Raw genomic sequence first — 23,397 nt, 5'->3', positions numbered from 1 at the left:
CACCGCAGACCAGCACCGCGCGTACTTCGAGCGGGCGCTCGGTGACGTCGAGGAGCCGACCGCGCCGTACGGCGTGCTCGACACCCACGGCGACGGCAGCGACACCGGCGAGGCGATCGTCGAGCTGCCGGACGAGCTGGCCGGCCGGGTCCGTGAGCAGGCGCGCCGTCACGGCGTCAGTGCGGCGGCGTTCTTCCACCTGGCCTGGGCCCGTGTCGCGGCCGCGACGACCGGCCAGACGCACCCCGTGTTCGGCACGGTGTTCCTGGGCCGGATGGACGCGGGAGGCACCGCGCACCGGACGCCGGGTCTGTACATCAACACCCTGCCGATCCGGATCGACGCGACCCGGGCGCTGGACGCCGGACTGCGGGCCGCGCAGGTGCAGTTGGGCGAGCTGCTGCGGCACGAGCACGCCCCGCTGACCCTCGCCCAGCAGGCCACCGGTCTGCCGGCGCAGAGCCCGCTGTTCACCTCGCTCCTCAACTACCGCCACAGCCCCGGCGCGACGGGCGAGGGCACCGGTCTCGCCGGGATCCGGGTGCTGTACGGGCACGAGCGGACCAACTACCCGCTCACGGCCTCGGTGGACGACACCGGTGCCGGCTTCCGGCTCTCGGTGCAGGCGGGTTCGCCGATCGACCCGGACGTGGTGTGCGGTCTGTTGCACACGGCGGTCGAGAACATGGTCGGCGCGCTGGAGCGGGACGCCGGTACGTCGCTGGAGCGGATTCCCGTCCTCGGCGACCGGCAGCGCGACCGGTTGCTGACCGCCTGGAACGACACCGCCTCCGACGTTCCGGCCGCGACGGTCGGCGAGCTCTTCGAGGCCCAGGTGGCGCGGCTGCCGGAGGCGGTCGCGGTGGCCGCCGACGGGGCCGAGGTGTCCTACCGGGAGCTGGACGCCCGGGCGAACCGCCTGGCCAGGCTGCTGGTGTCGCGGGGCGTGGGCGCGGAGTCCGTGGTCGGCGTCTGCCTGGAGCGCGGGGTCGGGCTGATGGTCGCGCTGCTGGCGGTCGTCAAGGCCGGCGGTGCGTACATGCCGATCGACCCGGCGTACCCGGCGGACCGGATCGGCTACATGCTGGAGGACGCGAGGCCGGTGACGGTGCTGGCCTCGGCGGGCACGGCGTCGGTGCTGCCCGGTTCCGGCGCGCTGGTCCTGGACGCGCCGGAGACGGTGGCGGAGCTGGCCGGCCTGGACGGCGGCGCGCTGGTGGACCGCGTGGTGCGGACCGCGGACGCGGCGTACGTGATCTACACCTCCGGGTCGACCGGTCGCCCCAAGGGCGTGCTGGTCTCCCACGCGGGTGTGGCGAGCCTGGTGGCCGGTCAGGTGCGGTACCTGGGGGTCGGCTCCGGGTCGAGGGTCGGGCAGTTCGCCTCGGCGGGCTTCGACACCTTCGGCTGGGAGTGGTTCATGGCCCTGCTGACCGGCGCGGCCCTGGTGGTGATCCCGCAGGACCGCCGCCTGGGCGAGGCCCTGCCGCACTTCCTGGCGGAGCAGCGGGTCACCCATGTGACGTTGCCGCCGGCCGTCCTGGCGACGCTGGACGAGCGGTCGATCGCCGACGACGTCGTCCTGGTGACCGCCGGTGAGGCCTGTCCGCCGGACGTGATGGCCCGCTGGATGCGCGACCACCGGGTGTTCAACTCGTACGGCCCGACCGAGACGACGGTGGACGCCACGATGTGGCCGTGCGATCCGTCGGCGGGCGAGGTGTCGATCGGTTCGCCGGTGGTCGACACCCGGGTGTTCGTGCTGGACGGGTTCCTCGCGCCGGTTCCGGTCGGGGTGCCCGGTGAGATGTACGTGGCGGGTGCCGGCCTGGCCCGGGGCTACCTGGGCCGCCGGGGTCTGACGGCGGAGCGGTTCGTGGCCTGCCCGTTCGGTTCGGCCGGGGAGCGGATGTACCGCACCGGTGACCTGGCGCGCTGGCGCGAGGACGGGACGCTGGAGTACCTGGGCCGCACCGACGACCAGGTGAAGATCCGCGGCCACCGCATCGAGCTCGGCGAGATCGAGGCCGCCCTGCTCGGCTGGCCCGGGATCGCGCAGGCCACCGTGATCGTCCGTGAGGACGTCCCCGGTGACCGGCGCATCGCCGCCTACGTCGTCCCGGCCGTGGACGCGGCCGTGGCCGCGGAGGTGGACGTCGCCGAGGTCCGGGCCGGGCTGGGCGGGGTGCTGCCGGAGTACATGGTCCCGTCCGCGATCACGGTGCTGGACGCGCTGCCGCTGACGGTCAACGGCAAGCTGGACCGCCGTGCGCTGCCGGCGCCGGACCGGACGGAGCTGCTGGAGTCGTCCTACCGGGCGCCGCGCACGGCGGACGAGCGGCTGGTCTGCGAGGTGTTCGCCGAGGTCCTGGGCCTGCCCCAGGTCGGCATCGACGACAACTTCTTCGAGCTGGGCGGGCATTCGCTGCTGGCGGTGACACTGGTCGACCGGCTGCGGTCGACGCTCGGGGTCGCGGTGGGGGTCCGGAACCTCTTCGAGGGCCCCACGGTCGAGTCCCTGGTCCGGGGGCTGCGCCGGCCGGCGGGCGCGGAGGGGCTCAAGGTCCTGCTCCCGCTGCGCGCGGGTGGCGAGCGGCCGCCGTTCTTCACAGTGCACCCGGCCGGTGGTCTCAGCTGGTGCTACGCCCCGCTGACCGGGATCATGCCCGAGGAATGGCCGCTGTACGGCCTCCAGGCGCGCGGTCTGAGCGAGCCGGGCGCGTTGCCGGGTTCGGTCAAGGAGATGGCGGCGGACTACGTCGAGCAGGTCCGGGCGGTGCAGCCGAGCGGCCCGTACCACCTGCTGGGCTGGTCGCTGGGCGGTGTCGTCGCGCAGGAGATGGCGGTGCAGCTGCAGGCCGTCGGGGAGGAGGTCGGCGCGCTGGTCGTGCTCGACGCCTACCCGTCGGTCACCGTGGACCAGGGCGTGGACGAGCCCGGGATCGAGGAGGTCGACTGGACCGACGCCGTCCTGCGGGTCGGCGAGCGCTTCGGCCTCGACCTCTCCGACCAGGAGCTGGCCGTGGCCGAGGGCGTCCGGGCGAACAACGTCGAGATCGCGACGGCGCACGTTCCGGGGACGTTCCAGGGCGACCTGATCCACGTGGCGGCGCTGCTGGGCAAGCCGGCCGGGACGCCGCTCGGGGTCCGGTGGAAGCCGTACGTCACCGGCGCGGTGGTGCAGACGGCCCTGCCGTGCGGGCACCACGAGCTGGCCCGGCCGGAGGCGCTGCGGGCGGCCTGGGACGCGACGAGCCGGTGGCTGGAGGGCCCGGAGGGTTAGGACCCCGGCAGGACGCACCGGGAGGAGCAGGAGACACCGAGGGGCCCGCCGGACGACCGGCGGGGCCCTCGGGCCGGGGCGGGCCGGGGCGGGAGGGGGCGGCGACGGGCCGGGACGGGGCGGTGACGGCGCCGAGGCTTATGACAACGCCATTGACGTGTGGCGGGGCCGCCGGTTTCATGGCTCGCACTTCCCGCCCGCGTCACCCTCTGCGACCGGTACCGGGATTCCCCCACACGCGCACCCCACGACCAAGGCGGTGATCCGTTGGCATCGACGGTGAAGGACACGGGCGGCGGCCCGAGAGCGGACGCGCGAAGCTCCCACGTCACGATGCGCAAATCGCTCGGCCTGGTGGACGGAGCGGTGATCGCCGCCTCCAGCACGGCCGCCACCAGCAGCATCGGGATCGGCCTGGGCCTGATGGCCGGCGTGGTCGGCCTGCACCTTCCGGCGATCATGCTGCTGGCCTTCCTGCCGGTGCTCGCCATCGCCGGCGGGTACGGGCGGCTGAACGCCGTCGAGCCGGACGCGGGCAGCAGCTACCGGTGGGTCGGGCGCATCCTCAGCCCCTGGCTGGGCTTCCTGACCGGGTGGGTGAACACCGTGGGGACCGTGGTCTTCATGGCGTACACCACGACCGTCACCGGCTCCTCGATCGTCCAGCTGCTGGACCAGGCCCACGTCCGCAGTGTCGCCGGGCTGCGGCTCGACGCCGACTCGACCGTCCAGTGCACCCTGATCGGCCTGGTGGTGCTGGTGGGCGCCGCACTGGTCGCGGTGCGCGGGCTGGACCTGGCGGCCAGGCTGCAGAAGGCGCTGCTGGTCTTCGAGTACGCCGTGCTGCTCGGCTTCTGCGGCTACGGGCTGTTCGCCGGCGACCAGCCGTTCTCGCTCCAGTGGTACAACCCCTTCGACATCCCCTCCTTCGACGCGGTCGCCCAGGGCATGGTGCTCGCGGTGTTCTGCTACTGGGGCTTCGAGTCGGTGTTCAGCGTCGGCGAGGAGGTGCGCGACCCGCGGGACGCCTCCCGGGGCGGTCTGCTGGCCCTGGTGGTGATGCTGGCGCTGTTCCTGCTCGCCGGAACGGCCTTCCAACGGGTGCTGCCGATCGACGAGTTGGCCGACAACGGCGCCCACGGGCTGACCTACTTCGGCACCAAGCTCGCCGAACAGCCGCTGGCCGCACTGCCGTTGATCGCGCTGATGTTCTCCGCCGTGGCCTCGCTGCAGTCCTCGGTGATCCCGACCGCCCGCGGGATGTACGCGATGGGGCGCGACCGGGTGCTCGGCCCGGTCTGGACCCGGCTGCACCCCCGGCACGCCACGCCCGCCGTCGGCACCCTGCTGATCACCGGCGTCGCGGTCCTGCTGGCGCTGGCCTCGATCGCCATCCCGACCGTCAACGACCTGATCTCGGCCGCGGTCAACGCGATCGGCATCGTCGTCGCGCTCTACTACGCGCTGACCGCCGTCGCCGCCGCCGTCCGGTTCCGCGGACTGCTGCGCACCGACCTGCCGGAGGGGCTGCGCGCGGTCGTCGGGCCGCTGCTGGGCGCGGCGGCGCTGCTCGCCGTCGGCGGGTACCTGGCCTGGAGCTTCTACGACTCCACGGATCACTTCGAACTCGCCGCGGACAACGGGTGGTTCGAGCTGTCCGTGGTGATCATGATGGTGGTCAGCGGGCTGCCGGCGGCGGCCTGGGCCCGCTGGCGGCGGCGCTCGCCGTACTTCCTGCGGGAGGGCGCCGTGGCCGACTGACCCCGCAGCACGGCAGGACGAATCACGAGGACGCGAGAACGGAGCACCACCCATGACCGAGGCCGATCTGGTCTTCACCCACGGCCCCGTCCACACCGGCGACGCGGCCCGCACCCGGGCGAGCGGCCTGGCGGTCGTCGGCGAACGGATCACCGCCGTCGGGCACGACGAGGTCCGGGAGCTGATCGGGCCGAGGACGGAGGTCGTCGACCTCACCGGCAAACTGCTGCTGCCCGGCTTCCAGGACGCGCACATCCACGCGGTGTTCGGCGGCGCCGAGCTGGCCTCCTGCGACCTCACCGGGACGGTCGGCGTCGCCGACTACCTGGAGCGCGTCCGGGCGTACGCCGACGCCAACCCGGAGCAGGAGTGGATCACCGGCAGCGGGTGGTCGATGGAGAGCTTCGAGGGCGGACTGCCCACCCGGCAGCTGCTCGACTCCGTCGTCCCCGACCGGCCGGTGTACCTGACCAACCGGGACCACCACGGCGCCTGGGCCAACACCAGGGCGCTGGAACTCGCCGGGCTCACCGCCGACACCCCCGACCCGGCCGACGGGCGGATCGAGCGCGAGGCCGACGGCACTCCCGGCGGCACCCTCCAGGAGGGCGCCACCGCCCTGGTCGCCCGGCTGGTGCCGCCCTCGACCGCCGCCGACCGGCTCGACGGGCTGCTGCGCGCCCAGCGGCTGCTGCACTCGCTCGGCATCACGGGCTGGCAGGACGCGCTGCTCGGCGCGTTCAACGGCCAGCCGGACCCGTCGGACGCCTACCTGGCCGCCGCCCGCTCCGGCGCGCTGACCGCCCGGGTGACCGGCGCACTGTGGTGGGAGCGGGACCGGGGTGCCGAACAGATCCCCGAACTCGTGCGGCGACGCGCGGAGTTGAGCCACGGACGGTTCCGGGCCGGCTCGGTGAAGATCATGCAGGACGGCATCGCGGAGAACTTCACCGCCGCGATGACCAGCCCCTACCTGGACGGCTGCGGCTGCGCCACCGCCAACTCCGGCCTCAGCTTCGTCGATCCGGTGGCGCTGCGCGGCCACGTCACCGCACTGGACGCGCTCGACTTCCAGGTCCACTTCCACGCGCTCGGCGACCGGGCCGTGCGCGAGGCGCTGGACGCCGTCGAGGCCGCCCGCACCGCCAACGGCCGGCGCGGCGCCCGGCACCACCTCGCCCACCTCCAGGTGGTCCACCCGGACGACCTCCCGCGCTTCGCCCGGCTCGGCGCCGTCGCCAACATCCAGCCGCTCTGGGCCGCGCACGAGCCGCAGATGGACGAGCTGACCATCCCCTTCCTCGGGCCCGAACGGGCCGCCTGGCAGTACCCGTTCGGCGCCCTCCAGCGGGCCGGCGCCACCCTGGCGGCGGGCAGCGACTGGCCGGTGAGCAGCCCGGACCCGCTGGCGGGGCTGCACGTGGCGGTCAACCGGATGGAACCGGAGGCCACCGACGGGCGGGTCTTCCTGCCCGAGCAGCGGCTCGACCTGGGCTCGGCCATCGCCGCGTACACGGCCGGCAGCGCGTACCTCAACGGGCACGACGACGCCGGCGTGCTGGCGGCCGGACGGCTCGCGGACCTGGTCGTGCTCGACCGGGACATCCTCACCGGGCCGCCGGAGGAGATCGCGCGGGCCCGGGTCCTGCGGACGTACGTCGGCGGCGAGTTGGTGCACGCGGCGGACTGAGCCGGGCAGGGGCCGGACCGGCCGTCGGCGGTGGGCGTACGGGGGCTCACCGCCGGCGGCCGGCGGCGTGCCCGGGCCCGGGCGGTGCCGCGCCGGGCGTCCGAGGCCGGCCGCCCCCGTCACCGCGCGCCATGCCCGCCATGCCCGCCACGCCCGCCACGAGGAACGTCACGCCGTCGGCCCGCCCGCCTCAGCCGCCCGCCGCTCGCAGCCGGGCCTCGGCGGCCTCCAGGAGCAGGTCCAGGGCGTACGGGTAGCCGCTGCGGCGCATGTCGGTGGTGAGCAGGTGGGCGGTGGCCGCGATGTGGGGGTGGTCGGCGGCGTCGAGCCGGGCGTAGGAGGCCTGCCAGACCTGGAGGTCGGCGTTCTGGGCAGGGGCCGGGAGGGCGAGCGTGGCGGCGTCCAGGGCGGCGAAGCCGAGGCTCTGGTCGACGAAGGCGTGGTAGATCCGGACGGCCTCCGGGTCCGGGAAGCCCGCCCTGCGCAGGACGCCGAGGATCGCCTCGACGGCGGCGATCTCGTGGGTGCGGCCGGTGGTGCGGTGGGCGGCGAGGATGGCGGCCTGCGGGTGGGCCAGGTAGCTGGCGTGGATGCGCAGGCCGATGGCGCGCAGGTCGGCGCGCCAGTCGCCGGTGGGCCGCCAGCCGTGCTGGGCGCGGCCGATCAGCTCGTCGGCGACGGCGAGCAGCAGGTCGTCGGTGCTGTGGAAGTAGCGGTAGACCGCGCTCGGATCGGCGCCGAGCGCGGCGCCGAGCCGTCGCACCGTGAGCGCCTCGGTGCCGTGGCTGCCGATCAGCCGGATCGCGGTCCCGACGATCAACTCGGCGGACAGCACCACGCCCTGCTTGGTGGGGCGGCGTCGACGGCGCTGCGGTTCGGGGACTACGCGGTCGGTCATCCCCCGAGGTTATGCCCGCACCGTTGACGTAGGCCAGGGGTCGGGCACCTCCCGCCCCGGCCGTCGGCCGGACTCAGCCCTCGTTGTGGGCCGGGGCCCAGGAGGTGCCGTTGTGGATGTAGTTCGGCGCGCCCTGCATGCCCACGGTGCGGAACGGCTGCTGGTCGCCGAGGTCCACCCGCATCGTGCCCTTGCGGCCGTCCTTGCCGGTCCACACCAGTTCGAGGAACCAGCTGACGTCCTGGGAGCGGGTGGCGGCGTCCACGTCGATCACCTGCGGGTCGGTGGCCGAGATCCGGTACGGGAAGTCCGTCGTCCCGGTCCTCCGTTCGCCCTCCCGGCCCGCGACGGGGACGAGGCGCGGCGTGGCCGCGTCGAGGTCGACCGCGAAGGACGCCGGTTCGAGCCCGCCTCCGCAGCCGGACCCGGGCGTGTAGGCGTTCCACTTGGGGGCGGGCCGGGTGCTGACCACCTGTACGGACATGGAGTTCAGCACGACGGCGTCCGAGCTCGCGCCCAGGGCGGTCAGCTCGATGCGCAGGTGCCCGGCCGGGACCAGGCGCTGGGAGGCAGCCCAGCTGTCGATCCGGCCGGAGGACGACGGGGGCGGGGTCACCTGGGCGGGGGAGCGGGCGGAGAGGAACCACTGGTCGCAGGGGCTGCCCCAGCCGTTGCTGAGGACACTGACGTGGAAGGGCGCGGGGAGGTCCTCGGGGGCCGCCGGGGCGGCGGCGGACGGGGTGTCCGCGGCGGCGGAGCCCGCGGGGGCCGGCGGTGCCGGGGCACCGGTGGGCGCGGTGCCGGCCCCCGCGGTGGCGGCGACGGACGGTGCGGCGGGCGAGGAGGCGGAGGCGTTCGGGGTGCCGCCGGTGCCGCCGGTGTCGCGCAGGAGGAGGCCGGAGGCCACGGCGGCCAGCGCGACCACGGCGGTCGCGCTCAGCAGCACCCGGGTGCGGATGCGGCGGCGCGGCCCGGCGGGCGGGGGCGCGGGGTGGGTGGTCGTCACCTCCTGTTCCTCCTCCGGCGCGGCGGCGGACTGCGGGTCGGGTGCGGCTTCCGGCCGGAGCCGCGGCTCCGCTTCCGGCTGCGGCTGCGGCTGCGGTGTCGGTGCGGGCGTGGGCGTGGGCGCCGGTGCGGCGGCGGCCGGGGGGCCCGCGGAGGAGGCCTCCCGGCGGCGGGCCGCGTCGGCCAGGATCCAGCGGCGGTGCAGTTCGACCAGTTCCTCGCCGCCGGCCCCGCAGACCCGGGCCAGCCGCTCCACCGGCGCGTACTCGGTCGGTACGGCGGCGCCGTTGCAGTAGCGGTGCAGGGTGGAGGTGCTGACGTGCAGCCGGGTGGCCAGGGCCCCGTAGCTGCGGCCCGAACGCTCCTTGAGTTCGCGCAGCATCGCCGCGAACTCCTCGGTCTCCACACTCATCCGCTGCCCTTCCCCCACCCCGGGCCCGGCCCGGGATGCCGTCGATCCGCGAATCACCGTACCGGCAGGCCGGGGCGGGGACCGGGGCAGGGGAGTGCGAAGCGGCAGGTCAGCTCCGGCCGGCCGTCTCCGTGGAGGCCGCCGCGTCGGAGACGCTCTCCCGGTACAGGCCGAGCTTCGGCTGCTTGCCCACCTTCGCGCCGGCGCCGAGCGGGAAGTTCCGGGTGTCGGCGTTGGGCATCTGGTCGTCGGGCAGGACGTTCAGCTGGTCCACGTCGGCCACCCCGCCGCTGCCGGGGTTGAGGTCCACCACCGCGTAGGTGCTCCTGCCGGGAGCCAGCGCGTAGGCCGGCGGGCCGCCCAGCCCGCCCGGAACCAGCGGAGTGAGGTCGTTGCCGTGCTGGGGGGCCTTCGAGCTGCCGAGGCCGATGAGCGGGTAGTAGCTCAGGCCGCAGTAGGCGGTGCCCTGGTTGTGGACCTCGATCACCCGCTGGTCGGGCGACCCGGCCCGGGCGGACACCTTGACCGTCAGCTTGTCGGCCTTGCAGGGGTGGGTGTAGGCGTACGCCTCGTCGCCGACGGCCGCGGCTCCGCCGCCCGTGGCGGGGACCACGGGGGTCCTGGGACGGGCGGAGCCGCCTCCGGCGGGCGCGGCGGTGGCGGGGGCCGCCGGGGCCGGAGCGCCGGCGGCCGGCTGGGCGGCGGGCGCGGCGGGTGCGGTGGGTGCCGCGGCACCGGGGGCGGTGCCGGCCGTGGTGGTCCCGGCGGGCTTCGCGGGCCGGGCCGCGTCGCCGCCGTCCGGCCCGCAGGCGGTCAGGGCGAGGGCGGCGCCCAGGGCGAGGGCGGCCGGGACGAACAGGGCACGGCGAGCGGACATGGAGGTTCCCCCGTGAGGTTGCGGATGAAGGAGGCGAGGAAGGCGGCGGGCCGTCGGCGCCGACCGCTGGGCAGCACTCTGGTCCGTCGTCCGGCCGGTCCGCCAGACCTCCCCGCCGAGCCGGGACGCTGGAACGGTTCCACCCCCGTTGACCTGCGGTTTCGCACCCGCCTGGAACGGCCTCCCGGAACGCCGCGAGGCCCTCAGGGGCGTCGGCGGCGGAGCCGGGGCGTGTCGTGCGGAGCTTTGCCGGGTGCACGACTCGCCCCCCGGAGCCCGGCCGGGAGGTGCCCCCGCCTCGGCCTCGCGATGCACGCACCCCGACGCCGCACCCCGACGCCGCACCCCGACGCCGCGCCCCGACGCCGCGCCCCGATCCGACAGGACCCACCGGACACGCCCCGGGCCCGGCCGGTGCCACCGCCCAGGGGCGGGCCGGCGGGTCGGCGGGCGTCGGTACGATCCCTGTATGGGTGGTGCGCGGGAAGAGGCCTGGGACGCCGAGGCGGCGGAGCGGGCGGTGGCGGTGCTGAAGGCGGTGGCGGACCCGTCGCGGTACCGGCTGCTGTGGGCGCTGAGCCGCCGGGAGCTGCCGGTGAGCGAGCTGGCCGAACTGCTGGGGGCGCACGTGTCGGCGACCTCGCAGCACCTGGCGAAGCTGCGCGCGGCCGGGCTGGTGGTGGCGCGCCGGGAGGGGACGCGGATCTTCTACCGGGCCACCGAGGTGCGCGGGCTGCTCACCGAGGCCGCGCTGATCGCCCACGACCTGCCCGCCCGCCGCGGCGGCGACGACGGCGCCGCCCCGGCCGGTGCCACCGCGCCGCAGCCCTTCGCCCGCGCGGCCCGCGCGGTGCGCCGCCGCCCGGCGACCGGCTGAGCCCTCCCCGGCCCTCCGCAGTGCCTCGCCCGGCGTCGGGCCGGGCCGGTCAGCGGCCCGGCGCCGCCAGCCGGTACTCCTGCCGGTCGGCGTCGTACGCGAAGAGCCCCGCGTAGCGGCCCCAGTCGGTGGCGGTCTCCAACTGCCGGTCGGTCTGTTCGCCGGTGTAGTGGCGGCCGAGCAGGTCGCGCAGGAAGCCGGTGCGGACGGTGGCGCCGGGCCGGCCGCCGAGGCTGTTGGCGATCAGCTTGATCAGTGGGACCTCCAGGGCGGCGGCGGCGAAGACGGCGCGGGCCTCCTGGGCGTCGGCCCCGGTGTAGGCGGCGCCCGTCGCGGTGAGCAGCAGGTCGTCGCCGTGGACCTCGGCGAAGCCCAGCAGGTCGAGGGCGTCGACCTGGGGGAGCAGGTCGTCGATGTCCAGGCCGAGTTCGTCGGCGAGGCCGGCCAGGTCGCAGCTCCCGCCCCGGTGGGCGATCGTCTCGGCGAGACCGGAGAGGCCGTCCACGCCGGCGCTGGGCAGCGGGGTGGCGGCGACGGTGCGCCGTTCGGGGTCGGGTTCGGTGCGGCCGGACGGGCGGGTGTCCTTGGGCCGGCCGGTCATGATCCGGTACACCCGGTCCACCAGCTCGTCGAAGGCGGCCGAGTCGCGGTCGCGCGGCCGCTCCAGGGCGACCTCCACGGTCTCCCGGATCGTCCCGTACGGGCGGGCGCCGAGGACCACGATGCGGTCGGCCATGAGAACGGCCTCCTCGATGTTGTGGGTGACCAGGACGACGGCCCGGGTGGGGAACTGGCCGGACTCCCACAGCTCCATCAGCTCGCCGCGCAGGTTCTCGGCGGTGAGCACGTCGAGGGCGGAGAACGGCTCGTCCATCATCAGCACGTCCGGTTCGACGACCAGCGCCCGGGCGAAGCCGACCCGCTGGCGCATGCCGCCGGAGAGCTCCTTGGGGTAGGCGGAGGCGAAGCCGGTCAGGCCGATCAGGTCGATGGCCTGGTCGGCGGCCCGGGCGCGTTCCCGGGGCGGGACACCGCGGGCCTCCAGGCCGAGTTCGACGTTCTGCCGCACGGACAGCCAGGGCAGCAGCGCGAAGGTCTGGAAGACCAGCGCGGTGCCGGGGTTGGCGCCGGTGAGCGGGGTGCCGCGGTAGCGGACGGTGCCGGAGCTGGGCGGGACCAGGCCGGCCAGGCAGCGCAGCAGGGTGGACTTGCCGGAGCCCGAGCGTCCGAGCACGGCGACGACCTCGCCGGCCCGGACGGTGAGGTCGATGCCGGAGAGCACCGGCAGTTCGCCGGCGGCCCCGGCGTAGGACTTGGTCAGACCGGCGGTCTCCAGCAGCGCCTCCCCGTCCCCGTCCTCGTGGGGGGCGGGTGCGGGCGCGGGGGCGGGGGCGGGTGCGGGCTCGGCGGCACGGTTGCGGAACGGGAAGCGCATCGGCGGACTCCGGACTACAGCGAGTAGCGGCGCTCGGCCAGCCGGTACAGCCGGCGCCAGAGCAGACGGTTGAGGGCGACGACGTACAGGCTCATCACCGCGACCCCGGCGAGCAGGTGCGGGTGGTCGCCGCGCTCGGCGGCCCGGGCGATGTACGCGCCGAGGCCGGTCGCGGTCAGCGTGGCGGAGCCGAAGGTGACCACCTCGGCGACGATGGAGGCGTTCCAGGCGCCGCCGGAGGCGGTGATGCCGCCGGTGACGTACGCCGGGAAGACGCCGGGCAGGATCAGCCGCCGCCAGCGCTGCCACCCGCGTACGCCGAGGTCGTCCATGGCCTCGCGCAGGTCGGCGGGGACGGCCATGGCACCGGCGATGGCGTTGAACAGGATGTACCACTGGGAGCCGAGGGCCATCAGCAGGGTGCCGCCGAGGTCGATCGACACCCCGGTGCGCAGCAGCAGCCAGACCACCAGGGGGAAGAGGAAGTTGGCGGGGAAGCCGGCCAGCACCTGGACGACGGGCTGGGCGATCCTGGTCAGCCGGGGCGAGAAGCCGATCTTCACGCCGATCGGCACCCAGACCACGGTGGCCACCGCGACCAGCACCACCACCCGGGCGAGGGTGGCGAGCCCGAGCAGCAGTGGCTCGCCGAAGACGCCGAGGCCGGTGCGGTCGGCCAGGTAGCGGCCGAGGTCGACGAGGCCCCACAGCACGATGCCGCCCGCGACGAGGGCGAAGGCCACGTCCCCGGCCCGCCGCCGGCCGGGGTGGACGGCCGGCGGGCGGTCGGCGGTGCCGAACACCCGCCCGGCCCGGTTCAGGGCCCGTCCGGCGGGGCGCAGCGCGCGGCCGAGCGCGGCGGGCAGCCGGGAGCGGCGCAGCAGGTCCAGCACGACCGAGCGCTGCACCTCGGTGGCCTCGGACTGCTCGTTCTTGAAGCGTTCGGCCCAGGCGGTGAGCGGCCGCCAGAACAGGAAGTTCACGCCGACCACCAGTACCACCATGGTGGCGATGGCCCAGCCGACCCGGCCGAGGTCCCCGGCGGCGATGGCCGCGCCCGCGTACGAGCCGACCCCGGGCAGCGCGTACCGCCGGCCGTCCACGGTGATCGCCTCGGAGGCGACCAGGAAGAACCAGCCGCCGCCGAAGCCGAGCATGCCGTTCCAGACCAGGCCGATCATGCCCGAGGGCAGCTCGACCTTCCAGAACCGCGTCCACCGGCTGACCCCGAAGGAGCGGGACAGCTCGTCGAGTTCGCGGGGCAGCGAGACCAGCGCCTGGTAGAAGGCGAAGGTCATGTTCCACGCCTGGGAGGTGAAGACGGCGAACACGGCGGCGCATTCGAGGCCGAGCACCGAGCCGGGGAAGAGGGCGAGGAAACCGGAGACCGCGAGGCTCAGGAAGGCGAGCACCGGCACCGACTGGAGGATGTCCAGCGCCGGGATCAGCACCCGTTCCAGCCGGCGGCTGCGGGCGGCCGCATAGGCATAGCAGAAGGTGAAGACGATCGAGAGGGCGAGCGCGGCGAACATCCGCAGCAGCGAGCGCGCCGCGTCGTACGGCAGCCGGGCCGGGTCGGTGTCGACGGCCGCGTCCCGGGTGGTGGAGAAGCGGACGGGGCCGCCCTGGCCGAGCCGCAGCACGAGGTAGAGCAGGACCAGGACGGCGGCCGCGACGACCAGGTCCGTCCAGACCCGCCCGCCGAGCCGGTGCGCGGTCCGGGTGGGCAGTGAGCCCGGGGACAGGCCCGGCAGCGAGCCCCGGGACACACCCGGCAGCGGGCTCCGGGACCGGCCCGGGGCGGGCTTCGTCAGGGTCATGGCGGTACCTCCGGGGCAAACCCGGGCAGTCTGCTCCCTCAGGACGTCCGTACGCAAACCCGCCCCGCCCCCGCGGGGCTACCGGGTGCGCCCGGCCCCGGGCGGGGCGCCGTGTCCCGTCCCGGGGGCGCGCCGTCCCGGGCCGGGGTCAGGCGGTCCGGGCCAGCCGGGGGTCGTACTTGTAGCCGATCTGCCGGACGGTGGCGATCGCCTCCCGGTGCCCGGGGCCGAGCTTGCGCCGGATCCGGGCGATGTGGGTGGCGACGGTGCGGGAGTCGCCGGTGTCCGGGCGGCCCCAGACGTTCTCCATCAGCTGGCGCCGGGAGTGCACCCGCAGCGGGTTGCCGACCAGGTGCGCGAGCAGTTCGAACTCCAGGTACGGCATGGTGACGTGCCGGCCCTCGACGGTGACGGTGCGCTGGTCGGTGTCCACCACCAGGCCGGGCGCGGGCGCGGGTCGAGGGGCCGGGCGCCGGCCCGGGGCGGGGTGGTGCGAGAAGACGGCGTCGAGCCTGGGGCGGTGCGGGACCATGGCGCGGGGGCTCCTTCGTGGTCGGCTCAGTGGTTCAGCGCGGTCTGGACGATCTTGACGACGACCATGGCCGTCGCGATCAGCAGGTAGGCGCGCAGCGCGCCCATGCCGACCTTGCGGGCGGTGGACAGCACCGGCTTGTCGAGGGTCTCCAGCGGCGGCATCCGCCAGTTCTCCCGGCCGGTGCGGTCGACGGGGTCCTCCTTGGTGCCGCGGCGCCCGAAGGTGAAGGAGTACCCGGCGACGAGCACGCCCGCCACGCCGCAGCCGGCCATGATCCGGAGGATCGCCCCGGAGCCGATGTCGGGCCAGACCACGGCGGCGGTGAGGATCAGGGAGAGCATCACCAGGACGCCGACCACCAGCGAGGTGAAGGCGTTGGTCCGCGGCCCGTTCGTCCAGGGGCCCAGCACCGCGCGGTCGTTGCAGAGCAGCAGCAGGAAGACGGTCGCGGAGGGCAGCAGCACCCCGGCCAGCACCTGGACGAACTGGGTCATCAGGCCCTGGGTGTAGTCGGTGGAGAGCAGCGTGATCGCCGCCGCCGCGACCACCAGGCCCGCGTAGATCCCGTAGAAGCCCTTGGCGCCCTTCACCCCGCGGTGCAGCGAGTGCTTGATGCCGAAGACGTCGCCGATCGCGTACGCGGTGGACAGGGACACCGCGAAGGCGCCGATGATCGAGGCGTCCAGCAGCGCGATGGCGAACAGCACGCCGGCCAGGTGCCCGGCCTTGTCCTCGATGCCCCGGGCGACGGCGGCCGCGTCGGAGAAGTGCCCGAAGCCGTCGGTGCCCGCGAAGGCGGCGGCGGTGAGGCCCATCATGGCGGCGGCGCCGACGATCACGATCACGATGCCGATCCAGAGGTCGGCCTTCTCGTACGTCATGAAGCGCGGGGTGATCCGCTTGTCGATGACGTACGACTGCTGGAAGAACAGCTGCCAGGGCGCCACGGTGGTGCCGACGATGGAGATGATCACCAGCATCACGGCCGCCGGTCCGCCCGACCCGCCGGGCATGGCGGGCACCACGAAGTCGTGCGCCATCCGCGAGGTCCTCGGGTGGACCATGAAGTAGATCGGCACCAGCAGCAGCGAGCCCAGGCACAGCGTCACGGCGACCCGCTCGAAGCGCTGGAACGAGCCGGTGAAGGCCGAGGCGATGATGATCCCGGCGGCGAGCACCACCGAGGCCGCCTTCGGCAGGCCCAGGTACCCGGCCGCGAGCGTGACCCCGATGAACTCGGTGACCAGCGTCAGCGCGTTCAGCAGGAACAGGTCGATCACGCTGAACGCGCCCCAGAACTTCCCGAAGCGCTCCAGGATCAGCCGGGCGTGGCCGACGCCGGTGACGGCGCCCAGCCGCAGCACCATCTCCTGGTTGACGTACAGCACCGGGACCAGCATCAGCAGCGTCCACAGCAGCTGGGTGCCGTAGTTCTGCCCGGCCTGGCCGTAGGTGGAGAAGGCGCCGGCGTCGTTGTCGCCGACCATCACGATCAGGCCGGGCCCGACGATCGCGAGCAGGGTCTTCAATCTCGCCGACAGGCCGTGCCGGGGCGTGGTGTCGTCGAGCCGGATGGTGCCGAGCGCGCCCTTGATGTCGCCGACGTGCGCGTCGTCGAGGACGGCCGAACGCGGCTCGGGCGGAGCGGAGTTGAGCGTGGCGTGGGTGGTCATGGGTTTCCTCCCTGGGCCCCGGGGGGCGGTTCGGAGGCAGGCGGCGGCTCTCCCCGCGGGCGGGCACGGCGCATCGGCGCGCGGCTGCGCGGCCCGTACGGTGGCGTGCGGGCACGGCGGAGCCGCGTGCGGACATGGCGTGCCGTCGTCGCTGATGACTGCCGAAGAATGGTGACGGATCGTCAGGACGTGCTGCGGGGAAAGGTGTTACCGCATGCCGGAGGTGTGCGAGGGCAGGCGGGGATAGGGGCAACTGTGGCCCGGACTACTGCAATCCATGTCTCTCGCCTCCTCCCGGCCGGCGCACCCCGTGGTGCGTGTCATCGACGCGGCAAGGAGCTCACCGGCCCGCGCGACGCGACCGCCGGTTCACCCCAACTCGTCAGAGCTTAGTCCCGCCCGGGAGCGATACTTGCGCACTTGGTAAAACCTTTACCTTTCTGTCGGCGTACGCCGGTGCCTGCCGTCGCTGCCCGTCCGCGCCCGCCGCTGTCCGCTGCTGCCCTTCCACGCCCCGGGGCGGGCGGCGGCCGGCCGGGTGACGGGGGTTTGGCCGCCGGGCCGCCACGGAACGACTTCCCGCCGTACCGGCACCGGCACCAGGTCGTGCCCGAACCCGAGGGGTGGCATGGCGACCGCAGACTCCCAGGGGCCTCCCCGGCAGGCGCGGGCACTGGCGCTCGCACGGAACCCGAAACTGTGGCTCTTCCCCGGCGTCCTGTGCTGCCTGCTGGCCGTCCTCCTCTCCCTGCTCTACATGGGGGGCATCCTCAACCCGAGCGGGCACCTGCACCGGCTGCCGATCGCCCTGGTGAACGAGGACCAGGGCCCGCCGCCGCCCGGGCAGGCGGAGCCCCTCGGCGCCCGGCTGGCCGCGGCCGTGGTGGCCGGCACTCCCGACAGCACCGTCCAGTGGCGGCAGGTGGACGCGGCCGGACTGGGCGAACAGCTCGCCGCCGGCAAGGTCTACGGCGCGCTGGTCGTGCCGAAGGACTTCAGCGCCGCCGTCACCTCGCTGGTCGCCGGCGGCGCCGTCGAGCGGCCGACCGTCACCGTGCTGACCAACCCCGGCATGGGCAGCCTCGGCTCCTCGATCGCCGCGCAGATCGCCCAGAACGCCGCCCACCAGGCCTCGACGGCGCTCGGCGGGCAGCTGCTGGCCGCCGTACCGGCCTCCGGCGCCCCGGGCCCGGACACCGGAGCCACCGCCCGGCTGCTGCTCGCCGACCCGATCGCCGTCACCACCCAGGTCGGCCACCCGATCGGCGGCCACAGCGGGCTCGGCCTGAGCGCCTTCTACTTCACCCTGCTGGCCGTGCTGACCGGCTTCATCGGCGGCAACATCGTCCACAACGGCGTCGACGGCGCGCTCGGCTACAGCGACAGCGAGATCGGCCCCTGGCACACCCGCCGCCCGACCGTCCCGATCAACCGCACCCAGACCCTGCTGCTCAAGATGGTCATGACGGCCGGGATCATGCTGCTCACCACCTCGCTCGTGGTGCTCTGCTCGGTCGGCGTCCTGGGCATGGACGCCCCCCACCTGGCACAGCTGTGGATCTTCGCCTACTGCGCCAGCCTCGCCGTGGGCCTCGGGGTGCAGGCGATCAACGCCGCGTTCGGCGGGATCGGGCAGCTGGTGTCGATGTTCGTCTTCATCGCGCTGGCACTGCCCTCCTCCGGCGCCACCGTCCCGCTCCAGGCGGTCCCCGGCTTCTACCGCTTCCTGAGCCTCTTCGAGCCGATGCGCCAGCTCAGCGACGGCATCCGGGCGATCCTCTTCTTCGACGCCAGGGCCGACGCCGGGCTCACCCGCGGCTGGGTCATGATCGGAATCGGCGCGGCGCTGGCCCTGCTGTTCGGCTTCGGGATGACCCGCTACTACGACCGCAAGGGCCTGCACCGCTGGACGCCCCAGCCCTCCGGCCAGGACACCTGACCGCCGGGGCGGGGCGGCCGGGGCGGTCAGGTGTCCTGGCCGGTCAGGACGCCTTGGTGACGGTCACCTTGAGGTGCTTCATGATCGGCTGGTCGCTCTGGGTGCTGTAGTCGCCGATCGCGCACAGCACGTTCAGCTCCGGCATGTACCCGGCCGCGCAGCCGCGCGGGATGTCGTACGGGACGGCCAGGTAGCCGTGCACCGAGCGGGTGGACCCGTCCCGGGCGGTGCTGGTGACGTCCACCCGGTCGAACTCGTCCAGGCCGCGCTCGCGCATGTCGTCCCGGTTCAGGAACACCAGGGTGCGCAGGTTCCGCACGCCCCGGTAGCGGTCGTTGTCCGAGTAGATGGTGGTGTTCCACTGGTCGTGCGAGCGCATCGTGCCCAGCGCCAGGGTGCCCGGCTCGGGGACGACGTCGGGCAGCGGGGCGGCGGAGAACTCGGCCTTGCCGGAGCGGGTGTCGAAGACCAGCTCGCGGGCCGGCTGCTTGATCCGGAAGCCCAGCGGCAGCCGCACCCGGCGGTTGAAGTCCTCGAAGCCGTCGAGGACCTGGGCCATGGTGTCGCGGATGCGGTCGTAGTCCTCGATGTACCACTCCCAGGGGGTGGAACTGTCCGGCAGCGCCGCGCGGGCCATCCCGGCGACGATCGCGGGCTCGGAGAGCAGGTGCGGCGAGGCCGGGCGCTTCATGCCGACCGACAGGTGCACCATGCTCATCGAGTCCTCGACCGAGGTGGACTGCACCCCGGCCCGCTGGTGGTCCTTCTCGGTCCGGCCCAGGCACGGCAGGATCAGCGCGGCCCGCCCGTGCACCAGGTGGCTGCGGTTCAGCTTGGTGCTCACCTGGACGGTCAACTCGCAGGACTCCAGGGCCTGGTAGGTGTACGGGGTGTCCGGCGCGGCGAGCGCGAAGTTGCCGCCCATGCCGACGAACACCGTGATGTCGCCGCGCCGCATCGCCTCGATCGTGCCGACGGTGTCCAGCCCGTGCTCGCGCGGCGGCTCGATCCCGCACACCTCGGCGAGCCGGTCCAGGAACGCGCCGGCGGGCCGGTGGTCGATGCCGCAGGTGCGGTTGCCCTGGACGTTGCTGTGCCCGCGCACCGGGGAGGGGCCGGCCCCCTCCCGGCCCAGATTGCCGCGCAGCAGCAGGAGGTTGACGATCTCCCGGACGGTGTCCACCCCGTGCTCGTGCTGGGTGACGCCCAGGCACCAGCTGAAGATCGAGCGGTCGGCCTCCCGGTAGACCCGCGCCGCCTTGAGGATCTCGGCCCGGTCCAGCCCGCTCTGCCGCTCGATCTCCTCCCAGGGCGTGGCCAGGCAGACCTCGCGGTACGCCTCGAACCCGCTGGTGTGGCGGTCGATGAACAGCCGGTCCAGCGCCCGGTCGTCGGCCGCGGACTGCTCCAGGATCGCCTTCGCCATGCCGCGCAGCAGCGCCATGTCGCCGCCGATCCGCGGCTGGAGGTTCAGGGTACTGGTGCGGGTGGCCCGGTTCAGCGCCATGTCGGTGAAGTCGTGCGGGATGATCGTCCGGGTCGCCGCCGCCTCGACCAGCGGGTTGACGTGCACGATCTGCGCGCCCCGCTTGTACGCCTCGGCCAGCGAGGTGAGCATCCGGGGCGCGTTGGAGGCCGCGTTGACGCCCAGGATGAACAGGGCGTCGGTGACCTCCCAGTCCTTGAGGTCGACCGTCCCCTTCCCGGTGCCGAGCGAGGCCTGCAGGGCCCGGCCGCTGGCCTCGTGGCACATGTTGGAGCAGTCGGGCAGGTTGTTGGTGCCCAGCTCGCGGGCCATCAGCTGGTAGAGGAACGTCGCCTCGTTGCCGAGTCGGCCGGAGGTGTAGAAGGCGGCCCGGTTGGGGTCGTCCAGCCCGCGCAGGGTGCGGCCGACCAGGGCGAACGCGTCCTTCCAGCCGATCGGGACGTAGTGGTCGGTGTCCGGGTCGTAGACCATCGGCTCGGTGAGCCGGCCCTGGTCCTCCAGCGCGAAGTCGCTCCACCCGGACAGCTCGGTCACCGTGTGGGCGGCGAAGAACTCCCGGCCGACCCGCTTGCGGGTCATCTCCCAGGTGACGTGCTTGATGCCGTTCTCGCAGATGTCCAGGTGCAGGCCCTTGGTGTCGTCGGGCCAGGCGCAGCCGGGGCAGTCGAAGCCGCTGTTCTCGTGGTTCATCCGCATCACCGCCCGCGGCCCGTCCAGGTACGCGCCCTCGCGCACCATGAAGCGGGTGACGCTCTTGGCGGCGCCCCAGCCGGCGGCCGGGTGGTGGTACGGCTGGACGTGGGGCGGGCCGGCGGGGGAGGGGCCGACCTCCTCCTGCCCCGGGGGCTCCTGCGGGGGAGTGGTGACGGCGTCGTCGGAGGTGGTCACGGGCCTCGCCTTCCGTCGCACGGGGTCGGACACCCGGCGTTGCAGTCGACGCTACGTCCGGAGGCCGGACCCCGCGCGTCGAGCGGTCGTGGCTCGGGCGGTCGTGTCCCGGTCCCGGCCCGCACGGTCATGCCCCGGTCCCGTCCCGGACGGTCATGCCCCGGTCCCCGGTCCCCGGTCTCGGGCCCGGGTCTCGGGCCCGGGCGATCACGTCCCCGGCAGGCTGCCGAGCACGGTGGCCACCTCGGTGAGCCGGGCGACCTCCAGCAGGGCGCGGGCCATCACCGAGCCGGGCTCCCGGGCGGCGATCACCAGTCCGATCGGCGCGCTGTGCGCCGGCTCCGTCAGCGGGACCGCCCGCATCCCGCGCGGCACGCCGAACACGTGCAGCCACGCGTACGGCACGACGCTCGCCCAGTGCCCGGTGCGGACGTGGGCGAAGAGCGAGGCCACCGAGTCGGTCTCGACCCGGGGCGTCGGCGCCAGCCCGAGCCCCGCGAACACCTCGTCCAGCACCCGGCGGCCCTGCATGCCCGGGTGCAGCAGGCACAGCGGCAGTCGGGAGGCCTGCTCCCAGGTCGCCCGCGGGTGCTGGGCCGGCTCGTCGGCCAGACCGGTCAGCAGGACGTACCGCTCCTCGTACAGCGGGAGTGCGCGCAGGTCGTCCTCGCCCGGTCCGGGCAGGTAGGTGACGCCCGCGTCGATCTCGAAGTTCCGTACCTGGCGCAGGAGTTCATCGGATCGAAGGTCGGTGGACAGCTCCACGGCGGCCAGCGGGTGGGCGGTGCAGAACGGCCCGGTGAGCAGCGACACGGCGCCCGAGGCGGTCGGCACCGAGCCGATCCGCAGCCGTCCGCTCAGGCCGGTGCGCAGCGCGTCCACCTCGTCCCGGAGGGCGTCCCGGTCGGCCAGGATGCGCTGCGCCCACAGCACGATCCGCTCGCCCTCGGGGGTCAGGCCCTCGTAGGCGCGGCCGCGCCGCACCAGCAGCACCTTCAGCTCGTCCTCCAGCTTGCGCAGCGCCTCGGAGAGGGCGGGCTGGGAGACGTGGCAGGCCTGGGCGGCGCGGGCGAAGTGGCGCTCCCGGGCGAGCGCGACGAGGTATTCGAGCTGGCGGAACAGCATCGCCTACTCGACTCCGGTGGCGGTGGCGGTGGCGGTGGCGGTGGCGGGGGCGGTGGCGGGGGCGGTGCTGGCGCCGGTGGTGGTGGCCGGCGTGGAGGTGTCGACGCGGTCGGTGCGGGTGTAGACGTTCATCGAGTCGCCGCGCAGGAAGCCGACCAGGGTCAGCCCGCTCTCCTCCGCGAGGTCCACGGCCAGCGAGGACGGCGCGGAGACCGCCGCGAGCACCGGGATGCCCGCCATCACCGCTTTCTGCACCAGCTCGAAGGAGGCCCGCCCGCTGACCATCAGCACCGTGCCGCGGGCCGGCAGCAGGCCCTCGCGCAGCGCGTGGCCGACCACCTTGTCCACCGCGTTGTGCCGGCCCACGTCCTCGCGCAGGCAGAGCAGTCGCCCGTCGGCGTCGAACAGCCCGGCCGCGTGCAGGCCGCCGGTGCTGTCGAAGACCTTCTGGGCGGCGCGCAGCCGGTCGGGCAGCGCGGAGAGCAGCGAGGGGGTCACGCGCAGCCCGTCCCCGGCGACGCTCCACGGCGCGGTGGTGCGCACCGCGTCCAGGCTCGCCTTGCCGCACAGGCCGCAGGAGGAGGTGGTGTAGAAGTTGCGCTCCAGCGAGGCGTCGGGCGCCGGCACACCGGGGGCGAGCAGGACGTCCACCACGTTGTAGGTGTTGCCCCCGTCGGCGGTGGCACCGGCGCAGTAGCGGATGCCCGCCACCTGCTCGGCGGCGTGCGCCACGCCCTCGCTGACCAGGAACCCGGCCGCCAGGTCGAAGTCGCTGCCCGGGGTGCGCATGGTCACCGTCAGCGCGCGCCCGCCGACCCGGATCTCCATCGGCTCCTCGGCGGCCAGGGTGTCGGGACGGTACGAGGGCGCGCCCTGGCGCAGGCGCAGCACTCTGCGGGGGACGGTCACTCGGCCCATGGTCGTCGGCTCCTCGATGGTCTCCGTCAGGTCTGTACGGATGAATCCTCCCCCCTGGCGGCGGCGTACGGGTCCGGCGGGTCGGGCAGGTGGCGGCGGCTGTGCGCGGCGGTGACCGCCAGGCAGAGCAGACCGACGGCCGCCATGCCCGCCAGCAGCGCCGGATAGGAGGCGTGGCCGGCGGTGCCGGCGAGCAGCAGCGGGGTGAGGAAGCCGCTGGAGGTGATGCTCTGGTAGAGGGAGGCGGAGGTCGGCCCGGATGTGCGCGGGGTCAACCGCTCCACCTCGTGCAGCCCCGCGCCGAGCGTCAGCCCGTACCCGGTGCCGAGGACGAGGGCGGCGGCCACCACCAGGCCCACCGAGTCGAGGGCGGCGGCGAGGGCGCCGAGCAGCAGCCCGGCGATCACCGTGGCCATCGCGGTGAGGGTGGCCCGGGCACTGTCCGCGTCGTCCAGCCGGGCGGCGAAGGGCTGGACGACCACGCCCGTGGCCAGGGTCAGCGCCGCGACCAGGCCGCTGAACAGCGGCGCGTAGCCGGGCACCCGGTCGGCGACCAGCGGCGGCAGTACCACGTACGCCACCGTGGCGGCGCCGAGCACGGCCGGGCTGGCGGGCAGGACCACGTAGCGGAACCGGGGGGTGGCGGACGGCCGCCGGTCCGTTGCCGTTGTTGCTTCCGCCGTTGCCGTTGCCGTTGCCGTTGCCGTTGCCGTTGCCGCCGCCGCGGCCGTGGCTCCGGGCGGTCTCCGGGAGTCCGCGGGTGGCCCGCAGCACC

Annotated in this window: 16 protein-coding genes; 5 read left to right on the top strand and 11 right to left on the bottom strand. The window is 74.5% G+C overall.

Annotated features, from left to right (window positions below; genetic code table 11):
- The 3 genes from ACWGKU_RS06075 to ACWGKU_RS06065 all read left to right on the top strand — a co-directional run.
- On the top strand, positions 1-3,283 hold a 3,283-nt coding region (locus ACWGKU_RS06075), incomplete at its 5' end, for a non-ribosomal peptide synthetase (protein ID WP_452191363.1).
- A gap of 333 nt (positions 3,284-3,616) precedes the next feature.
- Positions 3,617-5,044: an APC family permease gene (locus tag ACWGKU_RS06070; protein ID WP_401050906.1), complete on the top strand. Its 1,428-nt coding sequence runs from the start codon at positions 3,617-3,619 to the stop codon at positions 5,042-5,044.
- 52 nt (positions 5,045-5,096) lie between these two features.
- Positions 5,097-6,734, top strand: coding sequence for an amidohydrolase (locus ACWGKU_RS06065; RefSeq protein ID WP_359897604.1), 1,638 nt, complete (start codon positions 5,097-5,099; stop codon positions 6,732-6,734).
- 190 nt (positions 6,735-6,924) lie between these two features.
- On the opposite strand, the gene ACWGKU_RS06060 is transcribed toward ACWGKU_RS06065, so the two are convergent.
- The 3 genes from ACWGKU_RS06060 to ACWGKU_RS06050 all read right to left on the bottom strand — a co-directional run bounded on the left by ACWGKU_RS06060 (position 6,925) and on the right by ACWGKU_RS06050 (position 9,926).
- Positions 6,925-7,632 carry a TetR/AcrR family transcriptional regulator gene (locus ACWGKU_RS06060; protein WP_401050911.1) on the bottom strand — a complete coding sequence of 236 codons (708 nt, stop codon included), beginning with the start codon at positions 7,630-7,632 and terminating at the stop codon, positions 6,925-6,927.
- Between the two features lie 73 nt (positions 7,633-7,705).
- Positions 7,706-9,049, bottom strand: a complete 1,344-nt coding sequence (locus ACWGKU_RS06055) for a helix-turn-helix domain-containing protein (RefSeq protein ID WP_452177598.1) — start codon at positions 9,047-9,049, stop codon at positions 7,706-7,708.
- Positions 9,050-9,158: 109 nt separating this feature from the next.
- Positions 9,159-9,926, bottom strand: coding sequence for a DUF4232 domain-containing protein (locus tag ACWGKU_RS06050; protein WP_452177599.1), 768 nt, complete (start codon positions 9,924-9,926; stop codon positions 9,159-9,161).
- 469 nt (positions 9,927-10,395) lie between these two features.
- Here ACWGKU_RS06050 and ACWGKU_RS06045 point away from each other — a divergent pair, with 469 nt between their 5' ends.
- Entirely contained in the window at positions 10,396-10,803 is a 408-nt protein-coding gene (locus ACWGKU_RS06045) for an ArsR/SmtB family transcription factor (protein ID WP_452177600.1), read from the top strand.
- A 49-nt stretch (positions 10,804-10,852) separates the two neighbouring features.
- Here ACWGKU_RS06045 and ACWGKU_RS06040 read toward each other — a convergent pair whose 3' ends face one another.
- The 4 genes from ACWGKU_RS06040 to ACWGKU_RS06025 form a co-directional block, all read right to left on the bottom strand.
- On the bottom strand, positions 10,853-12,238 hold the full coding sequence (locus ACWGKU_RS06040) for an ABC transporter ATP-binding protein (protein WP_452177601.1): 1,386 nt from the start codon (positions 12,236-12,238) through the stop codon (positions 10,853-10,855).
- A 14-nt stretch (positions 12,239-12,252) separates the two neighbouring features.
- Positions 12,253-14,058 carry an ABC transporter permease gene (locus ACWGKU_RS06035; RefSeq protein ID WP_452177602.1) on the bottom strand — a complete coding sequence of 602 codons (1,806 nt, stop codon included), beginning with the start codon at positions 14,056-14,058 and terminating at the stop codon, positions 12,253-12,255.
- A 148-nt stretch (positions 14,059-14,206) separates the two neighbouring features.
- On the bottom strand, positions 14,207-14,590 hold the full coding sequence (locus ACWGKU_RS06030; protein WP_359897612.1) for a winged helix-turn-helix domain-containing protein: 384 nt from the start codon (positions 14,588-14,590) through the stop codon (positions 14,207-14,209).
- A 26-nt stretch (positions 14,591-14,616) separates the two neighbouring features.
- Complete coding sequence (locus ACWGKU_RS06025) at positions 14,617-16,266, bottom strand: NRAMP family divalent metal transporter (protein ID WP_401055562.1); 1,650 nt, start codon at positions 16,264-16,266, stop codon at positions 14,617-14,619.
- A gap of 628 nt (positions 16,267-16,894) precedes the next feature.
- Between ACWGKU_RS06025 and ACWGKU_RS06020 the strand changes: the two genes are divergently transcribed.
- Positions 16,895-18,205 carry a YhgE/Pip domain-containing protein gene (locus ACWGKU_RS06020; protein ID WP_401055380.1) on the top strand — a complete coding sequence of 437 codons (1,311 nt, stop codon included), beginning with the start codon at positions 16,895-16,897 and terminating at the stop codon, positions 18,203-18,205.
- 43 nt (positions 18,206-18,248) lie between these two features.
- On the opposite strand, the gene ACWGKU_RS06015 is transcribed toward ACWGKU_RS06020, so the two are convergent.
- The 4 genes from ACWGKU_RS06015 to ACWGKU_RS06000 form a co-directional block, all read right to left on the bottom strand.
- Positions 18,249-20,579, bottom strand: a complete 2,331-nt coding sequence (locus ACWGKU_RS06015) for an FdhF/YdeP family oxidoreductase (protein ID WP_452177603.1) — start codon at positions 20,577-20,579, stop codon at positions 18,249-18,251.
- Between the two features lie 207 nt (positions 20,580-20,786).
- Positions 20,787-21,704, bottom strand: coding sequence for a LysR family transcriptional regulator (locus ACWGKU_RS06010; protein ID WP_452177604.1), 918 nt, complete (start codon positions 21,702-21,704; stop codon positions 20,787-20,789).
- 3 nt (positions 21,705-21,707) lie between these two features.
- On the bottom strand, positions 21,708-22,622 hold the full coding sequence (gene fdhD, locus ACWGKU_RS06005) for a formate dehydrogenase accessory sulfurtransferase FdhD (RefSeq protein WP_452177646.1): 915 nt from the start codon (positions 22,620-22,622) through the stop codon (positions 21,708-21,710).
- A gap of 26 nt (positions 22,623-22,648) precedes the next feature.
- Positions 22,649-23,245 carry a hypothetical protein gene (locus tag ACWGKU_RS06000; protein WP_452177647.1) on the bottom strand — a complete coding sequence of 199 codons (597 nt, stop codon included), beginning with the start codon at positions 23,243-23,245 and terminating at the stop codon, positions 22,649-22,651.
- Positions 23,246-23,397 lie beyond the last annotated feature (152 nt).

It is taken from the genome of Kitasatospora sp. NPDC054768 (genome assembly GCF_053612025.1).
This window is presented reverse-complemented; position numbering and strand designations above follow the sequence as displayed.